Origin of the sequence: Streptomyces sp. CA-294286 (assembly GCF_050947155.1) — a bacterium.
Lineage (GTDB): Bacteria > Actinomycetota > Actinomycetes > Streptomycetales > Streptomycetaceae > Streptomyces.
Genome location: NZ_CP192005.1, coordinates 2,831,007 through 2,851,694 on the forward strand (window position 1 = coordinate 2,831,007; position 20,688 = coordinate 2,851,694).

Here is a 20,688-nt window from a genome sequence, read left to right on the forward strand (position 1 = left end):
GTGGACAACGAGCGACGAGCGGGCTCCCCGAGCCCCTCCCCGCGCTCCTTCACAGGGTCAGCGAAGCCGTTCTGACCAGGACGGTCACCAGCACCGCTGCGAAGACCAGTCCGAAAGCGCCGTACTGCACCAGCCCCCGCTTCTCCCGCGGGGCGTGCACCAGGGCGAGCGCGAGCAGCGCGCCCGCGACGAGGCCCCCGATGTGGGCTTCCCAGGCGATGTTCGAACCGCCGAAGGTGAAGATCAGGTTGATCACCAGCAGGGCGATCACGGGCCGCATGTCGTAGTTCATGCGCTTCATCAGGACGGCGGTCGCACCGAGCAGGCCGAAGATCGCGCCGGAGGCACCGAGCGAAGGCTGGTTCGGAGCGGCGACGGCGTAGGTGAGCGCACTGCCCGCGAGACCCGACAGCAGGTACAGCGCGAGGAACCGGGCCCTTCCGAGCGCTGTCTCCAGCGGCCCGCCGAGCCACCACAGACCGAGCATGTTGAAGGCGATGTGCCAGATCTCCTCGTGCAGGAACATCGCCGTGAACAGGCGGTACCACTCGCCCGTAGCCACCCCGTCGAGCAGGACGTACGGCGGCGCGGACACCCCGCCGATGAGGTAGAAGTCCCGCAGGATCGACTCGCCCGCCGGCGCCAGCGACACGACGGCGAAGACCGCCAGGTTCAGTCCCACCAGGATCTTGGTGACGAGCCGGGGGTCCCCCGCGTGCACCACGCTGCCCACGACGGTCCGCGGCTGACCGGCACCGGGCGGGTGCCCGGTCCCCGACCCGCTGCGCACGCAGTCGGGACACTGGAAACCCACTGACGCGTCAACCATGCAGTCGGTACAGATCGGCTTCTCGCACCGGGTGCACCGGATGCCGGTCTCCCGGCCCGGGTGCCGGTAGCAGTGCGGCAGCCCGCCGTCCGCACCGGCGGGCTGCTGCGGGTCCGGGCCCTTCGGCGGCTGCTCCATGCCGTCCATTGTCACGACCTCGACTCAACGACGACTGTCTGAAGGACGATGTCCTGAACCGGGCGTTCCGTGCGCGCGTTGACGTCGGCCCGCACGATCGCGTCGACGACCTTCTTGCTCGCCTCTCCGACGACCTCGCCGAAAATGGTGTGCTTGCGGTTGAGCCACATCGTCGGCTCGACGGTGATGAAGAACTGGGAACCGTTGGTTCCGGGGCCGGCGTTGGCCATCGCCAGCAGGTACGGCTTGTTGAACGCGAGCTCGGGGTGGAACTCGTCCGCGAACTCGTAGCCGGGTCCGCCGAGACCGTTGCCGAGCGGGTCGCCGCCCTGGATCATGAATCCGCTGATCACCCGGTGGAAGATCGTTCCGTCGTACAGCTTGTCGGTGGTCCGCTCCCCGGTCGAAGGATTGGTCCACTCCCGTTCGCCCGTGGCCAGTTCGACGAAGTTGCGGACCGTCTTGGGCGCGTGGTGCGGCAGCAGCCGGATGTCGATGTCGCCCTGGCTGGTCTTGAGTGTGGCGTAAAGCTGCTCGGCCACGGATCTGCCTCCCGCTGAAGTCCTCGTCGCCCGCCGTCAGTGGTGCGTCAGGCGTCCGTCGATCCTCCCACGGGGCGTCGCGGAGCCGCCCCCAGCCGGCCCCCACGACAGGTTTTCTTCGGACGAGTCCGTGCGGAACCGACGCGTCCGGCAGCGAAGCGTGGCATTGTCGTCCGGAGTTCCCCTTGCACCGTATTTGCCCCACGGTCGTCGTTCATGGCCGTTCATGACCCGGATGCCCGCCCACACGTGCCGGGTGTGGTGCTGACGGGCATGATTTCGATTCGGGCGGACACACGCATAGCCGAAGCGCCACCGAGGAGGAGGATTTCCGTGACCCGTAAGGACAGCGTGCGCAGCGCGACCAGTACGGCGAAGGACAGCGTGCGACACGCCGCCGAAGTGGTGGCGCCCTACGCGGGCACGGCCAAGGAAACGGCCGTGCAGTACGCGCACGAAGCCCGGACACGGCTCGCGCCGCGGGTTTCCCAAGCCACCGAGCAGGCCCGCACCCAGTACGGGGCGCACCTCGCCCCTCGTATCGAGCAGGCCCGCACCCACGTGCCGGCCCGTGTGGACGAGGCGGCCCACAAGGCGGCCGTCGTGACGAAGAAGGCCGCCCGGCAGGCCGCGGACTACACCGTTCCGCGCGTCGAGCACGCCGTGGCGGTGGCCACCCCCGTACGGGACGAGGCGAGCGCCCGCAGTGCGGCAGCTCTCGCCGCCCTGCGCGGCCAGGTCTCCGCCAAGGAGGTCCAGAAGCTGGTGCGCAAGCACGAGCGCCGGGCCCGCACCGGCCGACTCGCCAAGCGCCTGACGGTGCTGGGGCTGCTCGCCGGCGGTGCCTTCGCCGCATGGAAGTGGTGGGACAAGCAGGCCAACCCGGACTGGCTCGTGGAGCCCCCGGCCGCCACCGAGGTCCACGACCGCACTCCGCTGACCTCGGTCGACGGCAGCGGCCAGGCCGCGCTCGACCCCGAGGTGCAGGCCAAGCAGGCGGAGGCGGAAGCAGCGGACCCCAAGGACCGCTGACACCGGAACTGCCCCCGTGTGACGGCAAAGACCCCCCGAGCTGCACTTCGCAACTCGGGGGGTTGCTGTTGCCCCTGGAGCCCCGGCGGATCCGCCTGTGGGGCCCGCGAGATTCGGACCCGGAAGCGCGACCGCTCGGGCTGCGCCTTCCCTTCCGCCTCCCGGCCCCGTACGGCCTCGGTCACGCTCCGCGCGACGCGTCGTGCCGCCACTTCCGGAGCCCGAGGTGAGTGCGCCGAGGCACGCGAGGGTGGTCAGGGCGAGGATGCTGTAGAGGTGCACCTTGCCGTGATCCTCACCGGCACTCCGGACAGGGCGGCCGCAGTTGCGTGGTCTCGACGCCGGCGAGGTTCAGCTCGGGGACGCTGTTGTCCTGCAGCACCAGAAGCGACTGGACGAGCGGTGCGCGTCCGGTGCGCGGCGGGTTGAGCAGCCGTACGAGGTCGTGGAAGGCCACGTCCTGCGCCCGGAAGGCCCGGTCGAGGATCCGGCCGACCTCGGTGACGGCTTCCGGCCCGCCGTCGAGGGCCTTGCCGTGCAGTCGCAGGCAGGCCATCTCGATGTGGCATCCGACGAAATACTCAGGCAGCGCCGGACCCCAGCGGTACCAGCGCGGTACGCCACACCTCGCCCTCGCCGAGTACGAGCGGGGCGCCGAGGGTCGCGCGGAGCGCCTCGGTCGCAGCGTCCGCGTCCGCGTCCGCCTCCAGGATCTCCATGACGGGGCGGGCGACTCCACGGGGCGCGCCACGGGCTCGGGCGTCGCGCGGTACGCCGTCCGCGGTACCCCGTGGCGGTCGTGCACGGCATCGACGGCGTTGTCGAGGACGTCCGGGTCCAGCGGGCCGTCGATCCGGAAGACGACGCATCAATGGGCGGAACGGTCGTCCGGCTTGAGCAGGTGGTGGGTCAGGTGGCCGGTCTGCATGGGAGCCAGGGCACGTCGGCGCTCCCCGCGCGGGCGCGGATCTCCGGCATCGCGCCGACCGCGACGGCTAACTCCCGTGCAGGTCCGGTGAGCAGGTACGTGACTGCGGCCGCGACGCACAGCGTCAGCAGGTGGGCACGCACGGCGCCGCCCTGCGGGCGTCGCTGGACCGGGGATCGCTGACTGCCACAGCCACGCCGTACGCAGCAGCCGACCGCGGCCCCCGGCGCGGCGCCGTGCGAGACTCGGCAGCGGCTGTGGGTGACTTGGGGGGAACGTGGGGTCGTCCGAGCTTCTCGTCACGCTGGACCGACAGCGCCACGCGCCCGTTCCAGTCACGGTAGGTGGGGCAGCCTGGCCGCACAGCGCGGCCGACGCAGCAGACCACGGTTGGCCCCGCACCGCAGGTACCGGGCCGGGCTCTGGACTACTCAGTGTTCCTCCGGCACCTCTCGCGAGCCGCAGGGGCCCCGGTCGAATCCGGGAGCGCCACCTTCCAGGCACTCCTGGACAGAGCAATGGCGTGGATCCAGTGTTGAACCCGTGACTCCCGTAACTCGTATGACGCTGCGTCCCTACACGGCGTCGGACCAGCCCGCGCTGCTGGCTCTCATCGATACGGACCGGCTCCCGGGCCAGCCGCAAGCCACCCCGGACCTGCTCGCCCGTGCTGCAAGAGGCTGTGTCGCAGCGGATGACCACTGGTGGGGAGCCTTCGAACCACCCCTCATCCACGTCGCACTCGGCTCAGGCGGCAAACTCGTGGGTGCCGCTTCTTGGGCCGTTCGCGCGAAGGATGCGCAGAGAGATGAAGCGGCTGTGATCCTGTGGCTGCACTGCGGCGAGGACGTGGCTGTGGCCAACTCACTGCTCGCCCACGTGCTCTGGGCCCTGGCCCATCTCCCCGTCGAGGCCTTCCAGTTCGCCACCTCGCTCACCCAGGGGCTGGAAGGTCTACCGGCGAACCATCGGAAAGTGACACACGCTGCCCTGGAGCGCGCTGGGTTCGTCGGGGAACCTCTGTGGCGGTACATGCGGACCACCCTGCCGAGACGGAGCATTCCCCACACCAACGACGTACGCGTCGTAGTCGGAGGAGAGCAAGGAGGGGTGCGGAAGTTGGAGGTCCTCAGTGACGGCCGCACCGTGGGCGAAGCCGTCATCGGCTACCCGGTGCAAGGCATCGGAATCCTGTCGTGGATCGAGGTCGACCCAGCAGCGCAGGGCAGAGGCCTGGGACGCATACTGCTCGGGGCCGCCCTCGACCTGCTTGCCGAACTCGGCGCTACCCAGGTGGTGCTTTACGTGGACGATGACGAGCCCCCCGGTGGCGAACGCGACCGGACTGCGGCCACCGCGCCCTTTACGAGTCGGCCGGTTTCACTCAGATCGCCCGGCTGTGGTCCTACACCCTGCAAGGTGGCCATAAAGGCGCTCCCTACCTTTGTCCCGCGTGACGTGCAGACCGGATTCCCCGCCCAGCTGCTCCCCCAGCTGCAACCGGATGGAATCGTCCGCCTCGCTGTGCGCCTCCGTCACCGGCGACATGTACAGACGCCCCTGGTCGAACGACAGCTCGACCGCCTTGGGCAACTTCATCGAACGCCGCACCTGGCTGAGCCACTGCGCATACTCCGGGTACTTCGCGCTCATTGCGCCTCCCAGCCCACCACGAAGTACCGCCGTCGTACGGGCCGGACATCACGGACCACCGACCTCAAACCCACGACCAGGGGACCGCGCGCACCACAGGGCCTGGGAGATCGGCAGGAGATGACACGACCGAGCAAACTCCCGAAATCTCGGGCCCCCCTCTCACCAGCGCCCACGACCGTGCCCACCGATGGGCACAAAAAACACCCCCTGAAACCACGTTTCCGCAGATCAGAGGGTGTTTCACTGTGGAGCCTAGGAGATTCGAACTCCTGACATCTGCCTTGCAAAGGCAGCGCTCTACCAACTGAGCTAAGGCCCCGAAAAGGGTGTCCGGAAGCGAGCGGAACAGCACCCGGCGACCGACGGACACCAGAGTAGCGGGTGTCCCCGGTAATTTCGCAAACAGATTGGGGCTCCCCGCCGACGACCACTCTCCGTAAGATGCACCGCGAGGTTCGCAGCAGCGAAGGGGAGACGCAGATGGACGCAGCACAGCAGGAAGCCGCGGCGAGAGCCAGGGAGCTTCAGCGCAGTTGGTACGGGGAGCCGCTGGGGGCGCTCTTCCGTCGCCTCATAGACGACCTGGGCCTCAATCAGGCCAGGCTCGCCGCCGTACTCGGCCTGTCCGCGCCCATGCTGTCCCAGCTGATGAGCGGCCAACGAGCCAAGATCGGCAACCCCGCCGTGGTCCAGCGCGTGCAGGCGCTCCAGGACCTCGCGGGCCAGGTCGCCGACGGCAGCGTCAGCGCGGGGGAGGCGACCGACCGGATGGAAGAAATCAGGAAGTCGCAGGGCGGATCGGTGCTGAGCACCGCCAGCCAGACGACGTCGAGTTCGGGGGCGCCGACGGTGCGCCGCGTGGTCCGCGAGATCCAGTCGCTGCTGCGGTCCGTGGCGGGGGCGGGGGACATCATCCACGCAGCGGATTCCCTCTCCGCCGACCATCCGGAACTGGCAGAGTTCCTGCGGGTGTACGGGGCCGGGCGCACCGCCGAGGCGATCGCGCACTACGAGGCACACCAGAACTGACGGCCGCCGGATGCGGAGGAGCGAGCCGTACGGCAGCGGGACGAAGCGGATCGGGGAGCGGGCGCAGCACCATGGGTGAGGTTTTCGCGGGGCGGTACGAGCTGATCGATCCGATCGGCCGGGGCGGGGTGGGCGCGGTGTGGCGCGCCTGGGACCACCGGAGGCGGCGTTACGTCGCCGCGAAGGTGCTCCAGCAGAGCGACGCGCACACCCTGTTGCGCTTCGTTCGCGAACAGGCACTGCGCATCGACCATCCGCACGTCCTGGCGCCTGCCAGCTGGGCGGCGGACGACGACAAGGTGCTGTTCACGATGGACCTGGTGGCCGGCGGTTCGCTCGCCCACGTCATCGGGGACTACGGCCCGCTCCCGCCCCGCTTCGTCTGCACCCTCCTCGACCAGCTCCTCGCGGGACTGGCCGCCGTGCACGCGGAGGGTGTCGTGCACCGCGACATCAAGCCCGCGAACATCCTCTTGGAGGCCACCGGCACCGGCCGCCCGCACCTGCGGCTCTCCGACTTCGGCATCTCCATGCGCAAGGGCGAACCCCGCCTCACCGAGACGGACTACGTCGTCGGAACGCCGGGCTACTTCGCGCCCGAGCAACTGCTGGGCGCCGAACCCGACTTTCCCGCCGACCTGTTCGCGGTCGGCCTGGTCGCCCTCTACCTCCTCCAGGGCCGCAAACCGGACTCCAAGGCGCTGGTCGAGCACTTCGCCACCTACGGGGTTCCTGCCGCCCCGCAGGGCATCGAGGAGCCGCTGTGGCAGGTCGTGGCGGGCCTGCTCCAGCCCGACCCGCAGGCCCGGTTCCGTACGGCCACAGGCGTCCGCAAGGCCCTGACCACAGCGGTCGAGATGCTGCCGGACGTCCATCCCGACGAGGACCGCGTCGAGGTGTTCGACCAGATCGGTCCCCTCCCGGCAGGGTTCGGCCCGTCCGGCCCGGAACCTGCCGCGCAAGCCTCCGACCCCCGCCCGTCCCGAGCCGCCGCCCCCCAGCCGTCGCACGGCCGTGACCCCGCCACCCCGGCCCCCCACGCACGGCCTCGCGGCACCCCGCCTGACAGCGTGCCGCCCCATCACGGTCCGACGCCCCAGTCCGGCCAGCCGCCGAACACTTCGGGCGGGCAACCGTACGGACCGCCCGGCCAGTCGTCCCCTCCCGGCCCTGACCCGGCCTCGCCCTCGCCCTCGGTTTCGCAGGCGGCAGACACCTCGATGTCGCAGACCGGCAGCTTCCACCTCGCGCCACCACCGCACGTCGCCCCGCCTCCCGCACCCGCCCACCCGACCCCGCCGCCCTACGGAACGCCGCCGGACCCCTCCCAGGCCGTCACCGCCGCAGTCGGTCGGCAGCAGCCCGCCACCCGCGCCTACACCTCACCGGCCACCGGCCTTCCTGCACCCGCGGCAGCGCAGGCCCGGCAACACCCTTATGCCGCGCCTCACTCCGAGTTCACACCGCGCCCTCCGCTCGCACCGCACCCCCACCCGCAGTTCGCGCCCGTCGGGACACCCGTACGACGACGGCCGGGACCTCCCGCGAAGGTGGCGGTCCCGGTCCTGATGCTCGCCCTGCTGTGTTTCGCCGTGGGCATCTGGGCCCTGACACAGACCTGAAACGCGCTGTCGACGCCTGACCCACCGACCGGCCAGCCGGGCTCCCGGCCTAGAAGCCCGCAGGCCTCCCGTTTCTCTGCTCGTGGTGCTGCGGCTCGGCCGCCGACGCGGAGCCGGACACGCCCGTGCCCGCCCGCCGACGAGCCAGCAGCGTCCACACCCCGAGCCCCAGGACGAGTACGGTCCCGGAACCGATGCCGGCCGCCGCGACCACCCGCATCGTGCCGTTGCGCTTCTCCTGCGTCTCGCTCAGCCCGCCCGCTGCCGCCTGCCGGTCCTCGTCCGAGACACCGAAGTCACCGGCAGCTTCCGCGTAGGCGGGTGCGCCCGACCTGTCGCCCTCGACGCCGACTCGCAGCGTCATCCCGTACGGCTGGTCGCCGAAGACCTCGCCCACCTTGGGATTCAAGGTGACCCGGAGGTAGTACCAGCCGGCCAGCTGCATGTCCTTGTCCCCGCTGCGGGAGGTGAAGCGGTTCTGGTACGCCACGGGCGGCAACGGGGACATCGCCGCCGACTTCTGCTTCCCGTCGTACAGAAGCGGGCTCGCTTGCTGCACGAACCCGCGCGCCGGATTGAACAGGGCGAAGGACAGTGCGCTGCCGACGGCCCCCTTCTTGTCACCGACCGCGCTGTGCAGGTCGATGTCGGTGAAGATCTGCTGTCCCCAATCGACCGGCACGCGGTAGAACAGTGACTCTCCGGGCCCGATCCGGTCGCTCCATTCGCCGGTGGTCAGCCCGGTGGCATCGTTGAAGCCGGTGCCGCCATCGCGCTGCTGCGGACCGCCGGTGGGCGGGGCGGGGGAAGCACTGGGCCAGCTCTTCGGGGCCTCCGTCGGCCCGGCCGCCTTGAGGCCGGGTTCGCTCTGGTGGCGGATCTCCAGGTCCCAGTTCTCCGGCGCGGACTTCGCCGAACCACCCCGCTCGACCAGCACGTAGTACGTGCCGGCACCCTGACAGCTCCGCGAGCCCTCCTTGATCAGCCTGCCCGCGTACGTGCTGAGCGGCCGCGCGTAGGCATCCGAACCGCCCAAGGACACCCTGTCGCCCGGGTCGCAGGAACTGCTGTCGCGGTCCAGGACGGACACCTTCAGATCGTCGCCCGATCCGACCTCGGCCCCGGGTTTCGGCACGGCGACGGCCGACACATACGCGTTCGTCCGTGCGTCGAGGTCCAGCCGGTAGAACCGCTTTCCTTTCGGTTCGATGCTGTCCTTGTACGTCCCCCCGGCCGCCAGGGGCGGAGCCTCCGCCGTGCTCACCGCACCCCGGACCGGCTGGGCCGTCGGGGCGAAGACGTAAGGGGCGGGCTCATCGACCGCCCACGCCTGCCCCGGAAACCCCGCCACCACGCACAGCGCCGCCGTCCCGGCAAGCACCTCCCGAAGCGCCCGACGTCCCTTGTAGCTGCTGCGCTGCACCCTCACACGCCACCCCTCGTCCGTGTCCCCGGTCGTCCGTCGCCGCACCGCCAGGAGTACCGGAGCCTGAGCGTTCGTCACCACCATGACGGCCTTCGCCGGCACGACAGGTACCGTAGCCTGCCCGGCAGCAGCGCCAGCGGCCCCGAGAAAGCCCTGCGCTGCCCGTGGCGGCAAACTCCGGCGAGCTGTGCGCGCGGAGGTACTCGGCAAGGCGTACGCCGCGCACGCACCGCGTCACCGCCTCGGGGTCGAGCGCTCGCTCAGGTCGCGGTGACGGACCAGGCGCGACGACGGCCAGCCCACTTCGGAACACGTGTTTCACGTGAAACATCGCCGATCCCGGCGCGCGGTGTTTCACGTGAAACAGCCAGGCTCCCGTCGCGGGCATGCCCGGCAATGGCTGTCGGTCCTGGCAGTCCTCGCCCTCAGCCTGCATCCGTCGCCTCTTCCGCGCCCTCTGCACCCACTCTCACAAGTCGGCAATTTGCACAGCGGAACACACATTGGAGTCACCACGATTCCGAAACGACCTCACCGCCCGAGAGCGCCCGCGGCCGTCCCGGCACAGCACAGGGCCCCGGCCGCTTCGAGCGGCCGGGGCCCTGTGGGGGACTACTGGGGTTCAGACACCCGAACCTGCGGGCACGGAGTCAGTCGCCTCCGTCCACAGATCCTGCTCGGCGCGATCCGCCTGGATCTGGCGGTACACGAGGAGCCCGCCAATGGCGGCCAGTGCGACCAGGAGAAGCTTCTTCACCGCGCGACCTCGTCTTTCCTTGACGTAGGAGACCTTTGGCGGCCGACTATACACACCGACCGATACCGATCGGTGACCTACCGGGTGCTCTGCTTTCCGACGCACAAAACCGGTTGGCCCGGACGAGGAATCCTCGTCCGGGCCAACCGGTCACTGTGGGGCTAACAGGATTTGAACCTGTGGCCTCATCCTTATCAGGGATGCGCTCTAACCAACTGAGCTATAGCCCCGCCGCGCTCGCGCGCTGACTCCTGAAGATTAGCGCACGTGGGGGGCAGTCCCAAAATCGGTTCCCCACCCCCGCCACGAGGCCCTACTCGTCTTCGGCGAGCGTGAGCTCCACGCCGCCGACGAAACCGGCCGACAGGTTGTAGATGAACGCGCCCAGCGTCGCGAGTGCCGTCGCCAGCACCACGTCGATCACCGCGATCACCGAGGTGAAGATCAGCACCCGGGGCAGCGACAGGAACGACTGGAGGTCGAACCCGGCGCTCTCGACGGAGCCGGCCGTCGAACTGGTCGCCTCACTGATCGTGCCGCCGACGGTCTCGAAGACACCCATGGCATCCATGACCATCCACAGCACGGCCGCCGCGATCACCGTGCAGATACCCAGCGCGATCGACAGCAGGAAGCTGACCTTCATCACCGACCACGGGTCCGCCTTAGCCACCCGCAGCCGCGCCTTGCGCGTACGAGGCGTCGTCCGCGCCCCTGTGCGAGGGCGACGCACCGCCGCCTCGACCTGCCCGCCCTGCGTGCCTCCACCGGCCTGCTGAGGGCCACGTTGCCCGCCTTGCGTACCGCCGCCCCCCGCAGGGGCAGCCTGGTACGCCTGGGGCGGGTGGTACGGCTGGGAGTCCGGTCCCTGGGCCGGCTGGTCCCGCTCGCCGGGCAGCGGCCCCGCCGCGTACCCGTCGTATCCCTGCGAGGGCTGCGGCCCCCGGGTATCTGTCACAGTTCCCCCCTGGGAGTCCGCGGCAGAGCCACGGGCACCGGGTGCTCCGGCCCCGGAAGCTTTTTTTCCGGTGCCCGTGGCTCCACTCACGACTTACTCCTCGCGCTCCCCACCCGAGGACTCTGCGCCCTCGGGTACTTCTGCCGCGGTCATGGCAGTGACCGCACTGTCCACCTCGGTCTCCGGCCCGCCTTCGGCGCCGTCGACCTCCTCGGCCTCACGACCGGCCTCGGCGTTGCGCGCGATGCCGACGACGGCGTCCCGCTTGCCCAGGTTGATCAGTTGGACGCCCATGGTGTCACGGCCCGTCTCCCTGACTTCGTTGACTCGCGTACGAATCACACCACCGCCGAGGGTGATGGCGAGGATCTCGTCCGTCGCCTCCACCACCAGCGCGCCCACGAGCGAGCCCCGGTCCTCCACGATCTTGGCAGCCTTGATGCCCAGACCACCACGACCCTGGACCCGGTACTCGTCGACCGGGGTGCGCTTCGCGTACCCGCCGTCGGTCGCGGTGAAGACGAACGTACCGGGCCTGACCACATTCATCGAGAGCAGTTCGTCACCCTCACGGAAACTCATGCCCTTCACACCGGACGTCGCCCGGCCCATCGGACGCAGCGCGTCGTCCGTCGCCGTGAACCGGATCGACTGGGCCTTCCTGCTGACCAACAGCAGATCGTCCTCCGCCGACACCAGCTCGGCACCGATCAGCTCGTCGTCGCTGCCGTCCGCGGTCTCCCGCAGGTTGATCGCGATGACACCACCCGAACGGGGCGAGTCGTAATCCTTCAGCGACGTCTTCTTCACCAGGCCGCCCTTGGTGGCCAGGATCAGGTACGGCGCGGCGTTGTAGTCCCGGATTGCGAGGATCTGCGCGATCTTCTCGTCCGGCTGGAACGCGAGCAGGTTCGCCACGTGCTGGCCCCGGGCGTCACGCCCGGCGTCGGGAAGCTCGTACGCCTTCGCCCGGTACACCCGGCCCTTGTTCGTGAAGAACAGCAGCCAGTGGTGGGTGGTCGACACGAAGAAGTGGTCGACGATGTCGTCCTGCTTCAGCTTCGTGCCGCGCACGCCCTTGCCGCCGCGCTTCTGCGACCGGTAGTCCTCGGTCTTGGTGCGCTTCACGTAGCCACCGTTGGTGATGGTGACGACGATGTCCTCCTCGGCGATCAGGTCCTCCATGGACATGTCGCCGTCGAAGGGCACCAGCTGCGAGCGCCGGTCGTCGCCGAACTTGTCGACGATGACGGCCAGTTCCTCGCTGACGATGGCGCGCTGGCGCTCCGGGGAGGCCAGGATCTCGTTGTACTCGTTGATCTTGGCCTGGAGCTCGTCGTGCTCCGCCACGATCTTCTGACGCTCCAGCGCGGCCAGTCGGCGCAGCTGCATCTCCAGGATCGCGTTCGCCTGGATCTCGTCGATCGACAGCAGGCCCATCAGGCCCTCGCGGGCGATCTCGACCGTGTTGGAGCGGCGGATCAGCGCGATGACCTCGTCGATCGCGTCCAGGGCCTTGAGCAGACCGCGCAGGATGTGCGCCCGCTCTTCCGCCTTGCGCAGACGGAACTTCGTGCGCCGGACGATGACCTCGATCTGGTGCGTCACCCAGTGCCGGATGAACGCGTCCAGCGACAGCGTGCGCGGCACCCCGTCGACCAGTGCCAGCATGTTCGCGCTGAAGTTCGACTGCAGGTCGGTGTGCTTGTAGAGGTTGTTCAGCACGACCTTGGCGACGGCGTCGCGCTTGAGCACGACGACGAGGCGCTGGCCGGTCCGCGAGGAGGTCTCGTCCCGGACGTCGGCGATTCCGCCGACCTTGCCGTCCTTCACCAGGTCGGCGATCTTCTGCGCGAGGTTGTCCGGGTTGGTCTGGTACGGGAGCTCCGTCACGACCAGGCACTGACGGTTCTGGATCTCCTCGACCGCCACCACGGCGCGCATCGTGATCGAACCGCGGCCCGTCCGGTACGCCTCCTCGATGCCCTTGCGGCCCACCACCAGGGCGCCGGTCGGGAAGTCGGGGCCCTTGATGCGTTCCAGGAGCGCGTCCAGGACCTCCTCCTGAGATGCCTCCGGGTTCTCCAGGCACCACTGCGCACCGGCGGCGACCTCGCGCAGGTTGTGCGGCGGGATATTGGTCGCCATACCGACCGCGATGCCGGACGAGCCGTTGACCAACAGGTTCGGGAAACGGGACGGCAGGACCGTCGGCTCCTGGTTACGGCCGTCGTAGTTGGCCGTGAAGTCGACGGTCTCCTCGTCGATGTCGCGGACCATCTCCATCGAGAGGTTCGCCATCTTGCACTCGGTGTAACGCATGGCGGCCGCGGGGTCGTTGCCCGGTGAGCCGAAGTTGCCGTTGGACGCCACCAGCGGCATGCGCATCGACCACGGCTGCGCCAGCCGCACCAGGGCATCGTAGATCGAGGAGTCGCCGTGCGGGTGGTACGTACCCATGACGTCACCGACGACGCGGGCGCACTTGTAGAAGCCCTTCTCGGGCCGGTATCCGCCGTCGTACATCGCGTACAGAACGCGGCGGTGCACGGGCTTCAGGCCGTCCCGCACGTCGGGCAGCGCTCGGGCCACGATGACGGACATCGCGTAGTCGAGGTACGAGCGCTGCATCTCGGTCTCAAGCCCGACGGGCTCGATCCGTACGGTCAGATCCTCGGGAGCAGGGGTCACAGGGGTGTTCTCGTCGGCCATTGCTGGTCAAAATCCTTTCGAAGCGGTCAGCGACGGACCGACTCAGATGTCGAGGAAGCGAACGTCCTTGGCGTTGCGCTGGATGAACGAGCGCCGCGCCTCGACGTCCTCGCCCATCAGCACCGAGAACAGGTCGTCGGCCTGGGCCGCGTCGTCCAGAGTGACCTGGCCGAGCACACGGTGGTCGACGTCCATCGTGGTGATGCGCAGTTCCTCGGCGTCCATCTCACCGAGACCCTTGAAGCGCTGGAGGTCGCCCTCCTTGATGCGCTTGCCCTGCTGTTCGCCTGCCTCCCGCAGCGCATCGCGCTCACGGTCGGAGTAGGCGTACTCAACGTGGTCGCGGCTCCACTTGAGCTTGTACAGCGGCGGACGCGACAGGTAGACGTGGCCCGCCTCGACCAGCGGCCGCATGAAGCGGAACAGGAACGTCAGGAGCAGCGTGTTGATGTGCTGACCGTCGACGTCGGCGTCCGCCATCAGGATGATCTTGTGGTAGCGGAGCTTCTCGATGTCGAAGTCCTCGTGCACACCAGTGCCGAAGGCACTGATCAGCGCCTGCACCTCGGTGTTCTGGAGGATCTTGTCGATCCGCGCCTTCTCGACGTTGAGGATCTTGCCTCGGATCGGCAGGATCGCCTGGTACATCGGGTTGCGGCCGGATTTCGCCGAGCCGCCGGCGGAGTCACCCTCGACGATGAAGATCTCGCACTTCGTCGGGTCGTTCGACTGGCAGTCGGACAGCTTGCCCGGCAGGGATGCCGACTCCAGCAGCCCCTTGCGACGAGTCAGATCCCGGGCCTTGCGAGCCGCGACACGGGCCGTGGCGGCCTGGATCGACTTGCGGATGATGTCCGCGGCCTCGTTCGGATTGCGGTCGAACCAGTCGTTGAGGTGCTCGTGCACGACCTTCTGCACGAAGGTCTTCGCCTCCGTGTTGCCCAGCTTGGTCTTCGTCTGACCCTCGAACTGCGGCTCGCCCAGCTTCACCGAGATGATCGCGGTCAGGCCCTCGCGGATGTCCTCACCGGCGAGGTTGTCGTCCTTCTCGCGCAGGAACTTCTTCTCCCGCGCGTACCGGTTCACCAGACCCGTCAAGGCCGCACGGAAGCCCTCCTCGTGCGTACCGCCCTCGTGCGTGTGGATCGTGTTCGCGAACGAGTACACGCCCTCGGTGTACTGCGAGTTCCACTGCATCGCGATCTCGACCGAGAGGAGACGCTCCTTGTCCTCGGCCTCCACGTCGATGACGGTCGGGTGAATCAGCTCACCCTTGCGCGAGTTCAGGTACTTCACGAAGTCGACGATGCCGCCCTCGTAGTGGTACGTGACAGTGCGGACCTGCTCCTCGTCCGCCGTCTCGGGAGTGTCCGCACCGGCGACGGCCTTCGCGGACTCCCGCTCGTCCGTCAGCTTGATGGTCAGTCCCTTGTTCAGGAACGCCATCTCCTGGAAACGCCGCGACAGCGTCTCGAACGAGTACTCGGTGGTCTCGAAGATGTCGGGGTCGGCCCAGAACGTGACCGAGGTACCGGTCTCCTCGGTGGCCTCGTGCCGTTCGAGCGGCGCGGTCGGGGCCCCCGCCTTGTACTCCTGCGTCCAGCGGTAGCCGTCCGTCCTGATCTCGACGGCCAGCTTGTACGAAAGGGCGTTCACGACGGAGACGCCGACGCCGTGCAGACCACCGGAGACCGCGTAGCCTCCGCCGCCGAACTTGCCGCCCGCGTGCAGCACGGTGAGCACGACCTCGACGGCCGGCTTCTTCTCGACGGGGTGGATGCCCACCGGGATGCCTCGACCGTTGTCGATGACACGCACCGCGCCGTCGGCCAGGATCGTGACGTCGATGGCGTCCGCGTGGCCGGCGAGGGCCTCGTCGACGGAGTTGTCGACGACTTCCTGCACCATGTGATGCAGGCCACGCTCACCGGTCGAGCCGATGTACATGCCAGGCCGCTTGCGGACCGCGTCCAGGCCCTCAAGGACTGTGATCGCGCTGGCGTCGTACGACGAGGTGACCCCGGAAGAAGTGCGCACCGGGGCTGCCTTCTCGTCGGTGACCTCGCCGGCTTCGCCGGCAATGGACGGACTGATCTCGTTGGGGTTGCCGGAATCGGCCACGAAGCGCCCTTTCTGGCACAGCACAGGCCCATCCCCTGCCGTCGGCTGGGGGGTTCCCCATCCCCAGGCAGGCAGGAGCGGCTGCGTCGTTCTGTGTGAGTCGACGTGCCCCGCGAAACTAAGCGAGGACTACCGACCAGTCTACCGGTAGCGCGGACATGAATGGGGGTTTGCTGGTGCCTGAGTCCGCATGTGCCGCCCCAAACCGGGGCCGACCTACTCCCCATATCCGGGGAGGGGCTCCAGGCGGCTCACACGGGCACTCAGCGCTTCCAGCTGTCAAGCTCCGGCTACGGTGAGGGACGCCTCACTCCGGCCGTCCGGTTTCACGTGAAACATCCTCTTCACGTTTCACGTGAAACACCGACACATCCGCCCTACCCGTACGTGTCCCCGGGCCCCGTACTTCCCGGCGCCCGCAACGGTCCGTACCGGCGTTGCGGTGCATTCGGCCCCTGAAGTTTGATCACTCGTACGGTGTCCCGCCCCAGCTCTGCGTTGAGACGGCGCAGCAGATCGGGCACCATCCACTTCAACTGGGTCGCCCAAGCCGTGGAATCGCAGCGGACCACCAGGATCCGCTCGTCCTCGTCGTACTTCAGCGGCTCGGAGTGCTGAGCCACGTCCGGCCCCACGATCTCCTTCCAGCGCCCCATCACCCCGCTGACCGCGATCGGCATCTCCCAGCCCCGCTCGGTCTTCAGCCGGTCCAGCGCGGCCCCCAGCTTCAACGGGTCGCGGCCGTCGGCCCCCGACCCGGAGCGCAGACCGCCCCCACGGCGCACCGTCTTCTTCTGCTGCGCAGCCGCACCCCGTGCTCGGGCCTGCTCCTTCGCCGCGGCCAGCGCCTGCCGGGCCAGGTCCACTCCCGACGACTGAGGCACCCCCGGCGGAACGGCCCCGGCCTTCGGCTCGGCCGTCGACCCGACGGTCTTCGCGGCCGCCGCGTTCGACACCCCCGGCTTCGATGCTCCGGCCTTCGGCCTGCTCTCGCCGCTCACAGACGCGTCACCTCGCCACCGGCCACCTCGTAGCGGGCACCCGCCAGAACGCCCGGCACATCGTCGTCCACCGCCGCGGTCACCAGGACCTGCTCGCCCGGGGCCACCAACTCCGCCAACCGCTCCCGGCGCCGCGCGTCCAGCTCCGCGAACACGTCGTCCAGCACCAGCACCGGCTCGTTCCCCTCCGCGCGCAGCAAGTCGTACGAAGCAAGCCGCAGGGCCAGGGCGTAGGACCAGGACTCGCCGTGACTCGCGTAGCCCTTCGCGGGCAACTGGCCCAGTTTCAAGAGCAGTTCGTCGCGATGCGGACCCACGAGGGTCACGCCGCGCTCGATCTCCTGCTTGCGCGCCTCGCCGAGCGCCCCCAACAACTGCCCGTAGAGGTCCTCCCGGGACTGTGCCTCGCCGGGCGCCGAGTTCCGGTACTCCAGTACCACCGGCCCGCCACCGGGCGCCAGCTGCTCGTACGCCTTGTCCGTCAGCGGCTGGAGCGTGGCGACCAGATCAAGGCGCTGAGCAAGGAGCTCGGCCCCCGCCTTCGCCAGGTGCTGGTCCCACACGTCGATGGTGGACATGTCCATGGACCGGCCGCCGTGCCTGCGCGCCATCGCGGCCGACTTCAGGAGCGTATTGCGCTGCTTGAGCACGCGCTCGTAGTCGGACCTCACCCCGGCCATCCGCGGCGACCGGGCGGTGATCAGCTCGTCCAGGAACTTCCGGCGCTCGCCGGGGTCGCCCTTGACCAGGGCGAGATCCTCGGGCGCGAACAGGACCGTGCGTACGATCCCCAGCACGTCCCGCGGCCTGACCTGCGACGACCTGTTGATGCGGGCACGATTGGCCCGGCCGGGATTGAGTTCCAGCTCGATCAGCTGGGACCGCTCGCCCTGGGTGACAGCCGCGCGGATCACGGCCCGCTCGGCTCCCATCCGTACCAGGGGAGCGTCGGAGGAGACCCGGTGACTGCCGAGGGACGCCAGATAGCCGACGGCTTCCACGAGATTCGTCTTGCCCTGCCCGTTCGCCCCCACGAACGCGGTGACGCCCGGGTCGAGCGGGACCTCGACCCGGGCGTACGAGCGGAAGTCGGCCAGCGACAGATGCGTGACGTGCATGGTGGTGCGCCGACCTTCCCCGACTGTGCTTCGCTGCCCTTCCGGGCCTACTGCTGCAGTGCCTACTTCTTGTGGGACTCGACCGCGTGCCCGCCGAACTGGTTGCGCAGCGCGGCGATCATCTTCATCTGCGGGGAGTCGTCCTGACGCGACGCGAAGCGCGCGAACAGGGAAGCCGTGATCGCGGGCAGCGGCACGGCGTTGTCGATGGCCGCCTCGACGGTCCAGCGACCCTCGCCGGAGTCCGCGGCGAACCCGCGCAGCCCCTCCAGGTGCTCGTCGTCGTCGAGAGCGTTGACCGCCAGGTCCAGCAGCCAGGAGCGGATGACCGTGCCCTCCTGCCAGGAGCGGAAGACCTCACGCACGTCCGTGACGGAGTCGACCTTTTCCAGCAGCTCCCAGCCCTCGGCATACGCCTGCATCATGGCGTACTCGATGCCGTTGTGGACCATCTTCGCGAAGTGACCGGCACCGACCTTGCCGGCGTGCACGGAGCCGAAATCACCCTCGGGCTTGAGCGCGTCGAAGACCGGCTGGACCTTCGCCACGTCGTCGGCGTCGCCGCCGTACATCAGCGCGTAGCCGTTCTCCAGGCCCCAGACGCCACCGGAGACACCGCAGTCGACGAAGCCGATGCCCTTGGCCTTCAGCTCCTCGGCGTGCTTCTCGTCGTCCGTCCAGCGCGAGTTTCCGCCGTCGACGACCACGTCGCCGGGCGACAACAGTTCGCCGAGGGCGTCGATCGTGGTCTGGGTGGCGTCACCGGCCGGGACCATGACCCATACGACGCGCGGGCCCTTGAGCTTGCCCACAAGCTCTTCCAGGCCGGGGACGTCGGCGACGTCCTGGTTGCGGTCGTAACCGATGACGGTGTGGCCTGCGCGGCGAATGCGCTCGCGCATGTTGCCGCCCATCTTGCCGAGGCCGACGAGACCGAGCTCCATCAGAGATTCCTTAACATTCGAGGCGATTCGTACCCGGGTCCGAGCCTACGCCCGGGGCGGGCGGACAGCCCGAGGGGCACGTGAGGCCCGGCGCCCCTTGGGCCCCGGGCCTGCACGGAAGTCCGCCGGACTCAGCCCGAGAGCCGCACCGGCATGATCAGGTACTTGTACGCGTCGTCCGCCTCGGCATCCACGGCAGGGCGACCGCTGAGCAGCGCCGGCTTCGTGGACGTCGTGAACGAGAGCTGCGCAACCGGCGAGTCGATGGCACTCAGGCCGTCCAGCAGGAACGTCGGGTTGAAGGCGATCGAGATGTCGTCGCCGTCCAGGCTGGCGTCGACACGCTCCACAGCCTGTGCATCGTCGCTGGAACCCGCTTCGAGGATCAGGACGCCCTGTTCGAAGGTCAGCCGGACCGGGGTGTTCCGCTCCGCGACCAGGGCCACACGCTTCACCGCCTCGACGAACGGGGCGGTCTCGATGACGGCGACGGAGTTGAACTCGGTCGGGAACAGCGTCCGGTACTTCGGCAGATCACCTTCGAGGAGACGGGTCGTCGTACGACGACCGGCACCCTCGAAACCGATCAGGCCCTCGCCGGAACCCGAGCCGGACAGGGCAATGGTCACCGTGTCCCCGCTGGTCAGCGACTTGGCGGTGTCCAGGAGCGTCTTGGCGGGCACCAGGGCGACAGCGGACGCGTCCGGGTCCTCCGGCTTCCACAGGAACTCGCGGACCGCGAAGCGGTAGCGGTCGGTGGACGCCAGTGTGACCGTCTCGCCCTCGATCTCGATCCGCACGCCGGTCAGCACGGGCAGCGTGTCGTCACGACCGGCGGCGATGGCCACCTGGGCGGCGGCGGAGGCGAACACCTCACCCGGCACGGTGCCGGTGGCGGACGGCATCTGCGGCAGCGCCGGGTACTCCTCCACAGGGAGCGTGTGGAGTGTGAACCGCGAGGAACCGCACGCCACGGTCGCCCGTACACCGTCTGTGGAAATCTCCACCGGCCGGTTGGGGAGGGCGCGGCAGATGTCGGCGAGGAGCCGGCCGGACACCAGGACCGTGCCGTCCTCCTCGATCTCCGCGTCGACCGACACACGGGCCGAAACCTCGTAGTCGAAGCCGGAGAGGCTCAGTGCGCCCTCCTCGGCCTTCAGCAGAAGGCCCGCGAGGACGGGCACCGGCGGACGGGCCGGGAGGCTGCGGGCCGTCCAGGCCACCGCCTCCGCGAGTACATCGCGCTCCACCCGGATCTTCACCGGAACCGCCTCCTGCTGTTGCTGGCTCGCCCTGCTGGCTTTTCTTCGTCGGACTGGTGTCTCCCGGCCGTCGGCTGGGGAAGTTCACCGGGGACCAGTCTGACGTACGCCACCGACAGTCGGTGCGGCTGCGGGTCAAGTCGTGGCGAGAGGCGCGAGAGGCCGCTGGGCCGAGTTGTACACAGGCCCTTCTTCTATGCGGATTCCGGTCTCACTCTTAGTGGGAGTAGTAGTAGGGCCTGTGGAAACCGTGGATAACCCCGTTTTCGCAGCTCAGGCCCACTTTTTTGTCCACCGCGCCTGTGGGCGGGACCGGTGGACAACCCGGCCGCTCTGTGGACGGCTCGAAGTTCTGCACAGCCGATGCACAGGGGACCCCCACTTCCCCACAGGTGTGTCCCCAGCTTTACCCCGCTTCCCCACAGGGCAACCGGGCTCCTTGGTGTGACGGCTTTCACTCGACCCGGTGAGAGGCGTTGTGCCGTTGCCGAACAGTGGACAACGCTGGGGAAAAGCTGTGGGAAAGACCTCCAGCCCTGTGGGCCATCGGTGGACAACGCGACGGGTGCCCTGTGGACGGGAAAACTGTCCACAGCCTGTGGATGACGGTTTG

17 protein-coding genes, 2 tRNA genes and 1 pseudogene are annotated in these 20,688 nt (G+C 68.9%); 4 read left to right on the top strand and 16 right to left on the bottom strand.

The window, feature by feature from the left end:
* Positions 1-49: 49 nt before the first annotated feature.
* Positions 50-967 carry a rhomboid family intramembrane serine protease gene (locus tag ACQPZG_RS17340; protein ID WP_433546661.1) on the bottom strand — a complete coding sequence of 306 codons (918 nt, stop codon included), beginning with the start codon at positions 965-967 and terminating at the stop codon, positions 50-52.
* Positions 968-978: 11 nt separating this feature from the next.
* On the bottom strand, positions 979-1,509 hold the full coding sequence (locus tag ACQPZG_RS17345) for a peptidylprolyl isomerase (protein ID WP_433546662.1): 531 nt from the start codon (positions 1,507-1,509) through the stop codon (positions 979-981).
* Between the two features lie 333 nt (positions 1,510-1,842).
* Between ACQPZG_RS17345 and ACQPZG_RS17350 the strand changes: the two genes are divergently transcribed.
* On the top strand, positions 1,843-2,541 hold the full coding sequence (locus ACQPZG_RS17350; RefSeq protein WP_433546663.1) for a DUF5324 family protein: 699 nt from the start codon (positions 1,843-1,845) through the stop codon (positions 2,539-2,541).
* Between the two features lie 295 nt (positions 2,542-2,836).
* On the opposite strand, the gene ACQPZG_RS17355 is transcribed toward ACQPZG_RS17350, so the two are convergent.
* Together ACQPZG_RS17355 and ACQPZG_RS17360 are read right to left on the bottom strand one after the other, a co-directional pair.
* Positions 2,837-3,097, bottom strand: coding sequence for a hypothetical protein (locus ACQPZG_RS17355; protein WP_433546664.1), 261 nt, complete (start codon positions 3,095-3,097; stop codon positions 2,837-2,839).
* Between the two features lie 25 nt (positions 3,098-3,122).
* Entirely contained in the window at positions 3,123-3,260 is a 138-nt protein-coding gene (locus ACQPZG_RS17360) for a hypothetical protein (RefSeq protein ID WP_433546665.1), read from the bottom strand.
* 1,241 nt (positions 3,261-4,501) lie between these two features.
* Between ACQPZG_RS17360 and ACQPZG_RS17365 the strand changes: the two are divergent.
* Positions 4,502-4,726, top strand: a pseudogene (locus ACQPZG_RS17365) (GNAT family N-acetyltransferase); the annotation flags it as partial.
* 123 nt (positions 4,727-4,849) lie between these two features.
* Here ACQPZG_RS17365 and ACQPZG_RS17370 read toward each other — a convergent pair.
* Both ACQPZG_RS17370 and ACQPZG_RS17375 read right to left on the bottom strand, forming a co-directional pair.
* Positions 4,850-5,122, bottom strand: a complete 273-nt coding sequence (locus ACQPZG_RS17370; RefSeq protein WP_433549640.1) for a hypothetical protein — start codon at positions 5,120-5,122, stop codon at positions 4,850-4,852.
* 249 nt (positions 5,123-5,371) lie between these two features.
* Positions 5,372-5,444: transfer RNA gene (locus ACQPZG_RS17375), tRNA-Ala, on the bottom strand.
* 161 nt (positions 5,445-5,605) lie between these two features.
* Between ACQPZG_RS17375 and ACQPZG_RS17380 the strand changes: the two genes are divergently transcribed.
* Together ACQPZG_RS17380 and ACQPZG_RS17385 are read left to right on the top strand one after the other, a co-directional pair.
* Positions 5,606-6,154: a DNA-binding protein gene (locus ACQPZG_RS17380; protein ID WP_433546666.1), complete on the top strand. Its 549-nt coding sequence runs from the start codon at positions 5,606-5,608 to the stop codon at positions 6,152-6,154.
* Positions 6,155-6,225: 71 nt separating this feature from the next.
* Complete coding sequence (locus tag ACQPZG_RS17385) at positions 6,226-7,776, top strand: protein kinase domain-containing protein (protein WP_433546667.1); 1,551 nt, start codon at positions 6,226-6,228, stop codon at positions 7,774-7,776.
* A gap of 49 nt (positions 7,777-7,825) precedes the next feature.
* Here ACQPZG_RS17385 and ACQPZG_RS17390 read toward each other — a convergent pair whose 3' ends face one another.
* From ACQPZG_RS17390 to dnaN, 10 genes are all read right to left on the bottom strand, one after another.
* On the bottom strand, positions 7,826-9,304 hold the full coding sequence (locus tag ACQPZG_RS17390; protein ID WP_433546668.1) for a hypothetical protein: 1,479 nt from the start codon (positions 9,302-9,304) through the stop codon (positions 7,826-7,828).
* 520 nt (positions 9,305-9,824) lie between these two features.
* Positions 9,825-9,959 (bottom strand): DLW-39 family protein, encoded by a 135-nt coding sequence (locus ACQPZG_RS17395; RefSeq protein WP_003958712.1) that lies wholly within the window; start codon positions 9,957-9,959, stop codon positions 9,825-9,827.
* Positions 9,960-10,115: 156 nt separating this feature from the next.
* A tRNA-Ile gene (locus ACQPZG_RS17400) sits at positions 10,116-10,189 on the bottom strand.
* Between the two features lie 83 nt (positions 10,190-10,272).
* On the bottom strand, positions 10,273-10,917 hold the full coding sequence (locus ACQPZG_RS17405) for a DUF3566 domain-containing protein (protein WP_433546669.1): 645 nt from the start codon (positions 10,915-10,917) through the stop codon (positions 10,273-10,275).
* Positions 10,918-11,010: 93 nt separating this feature from the next.
* On the bottom strand, positions 11,011-13,629 hold the full coding sequence (gene gyrA, locus ACQPZG_RS17410; protein WP_433546670.1) for a DNA gyrase subunit A: 2,619 nt from the start codon (positions 13,627-13,629) through the stop codon (positions 11,011-11,013).
* A gap of 42 nt (positions 13,630-13,671) precedes the next feature.
* On the bottom strand, positions 13,672-15,774 hold the full coding sequence (gene gyrB, locus ACQPZG_RS17415) for a DNA topoisomerase (ATP-hydrolyzing) subunit B (RefSeq protein WP_433546671.1): 2,103 nt from the start codon (positions 15,772-15,774) through the stop codon (positions 13,672-13,674).
* A gap of 353 nt (positions 15,775-16,127) precedes the next feature.
* Positions 16,128-16,634: a DUF721 domain-containing protein gene (locus ACQPZG_RS17420; protein ID WP_433549445.1), complete on the bottom strand. Its 507-nt coding sequence runs from the start codon at positions 16,632-16,634 to the stop codon at positions 16,128-16,130.
* Between the two features lie 113 nt (positions 16,635-16,747).
* Complete coding sequence (gene recF / locus ACQPZG_RS17425) at positions 16,748-17,869, bottom strand: DNA replication/repair protein RecF (protein WP_433546672.1); 1,122 nt, start codon at positions 17,867-17,869, stop codon at positions 16,748-16,750.
* 62 nt (positions 17,870-17,931) lie between these two features.
* On the bottom strand, positions 17,932-18,813 hold the full coding sequence (gnd, locus tag ACQPZG_RS17430; RefSeq protein WP_433546673.1) for a phosphogluconate dehydrogenase (NAD(+)-dependent, decarboxylating): 882 nt from the start codon (positions 18,811-18,813) through the stop codon (positions 17,932-17,934).
* A 131-nt stretch (positions 18,814-18,944) separates the two neighbouring features.
* Entirely contained in the window at positions 18,945-20,075 is a 1,131-nt protein-coding gene (gene dnaN, locus ACQPZG_RS17435) for a DNA polymerase III subunit beta (RefSeq protein WP_433546674.1), read from the bottom strand.
* Positions 20,076-20,688: the final 613 nt, after the last annotated feature.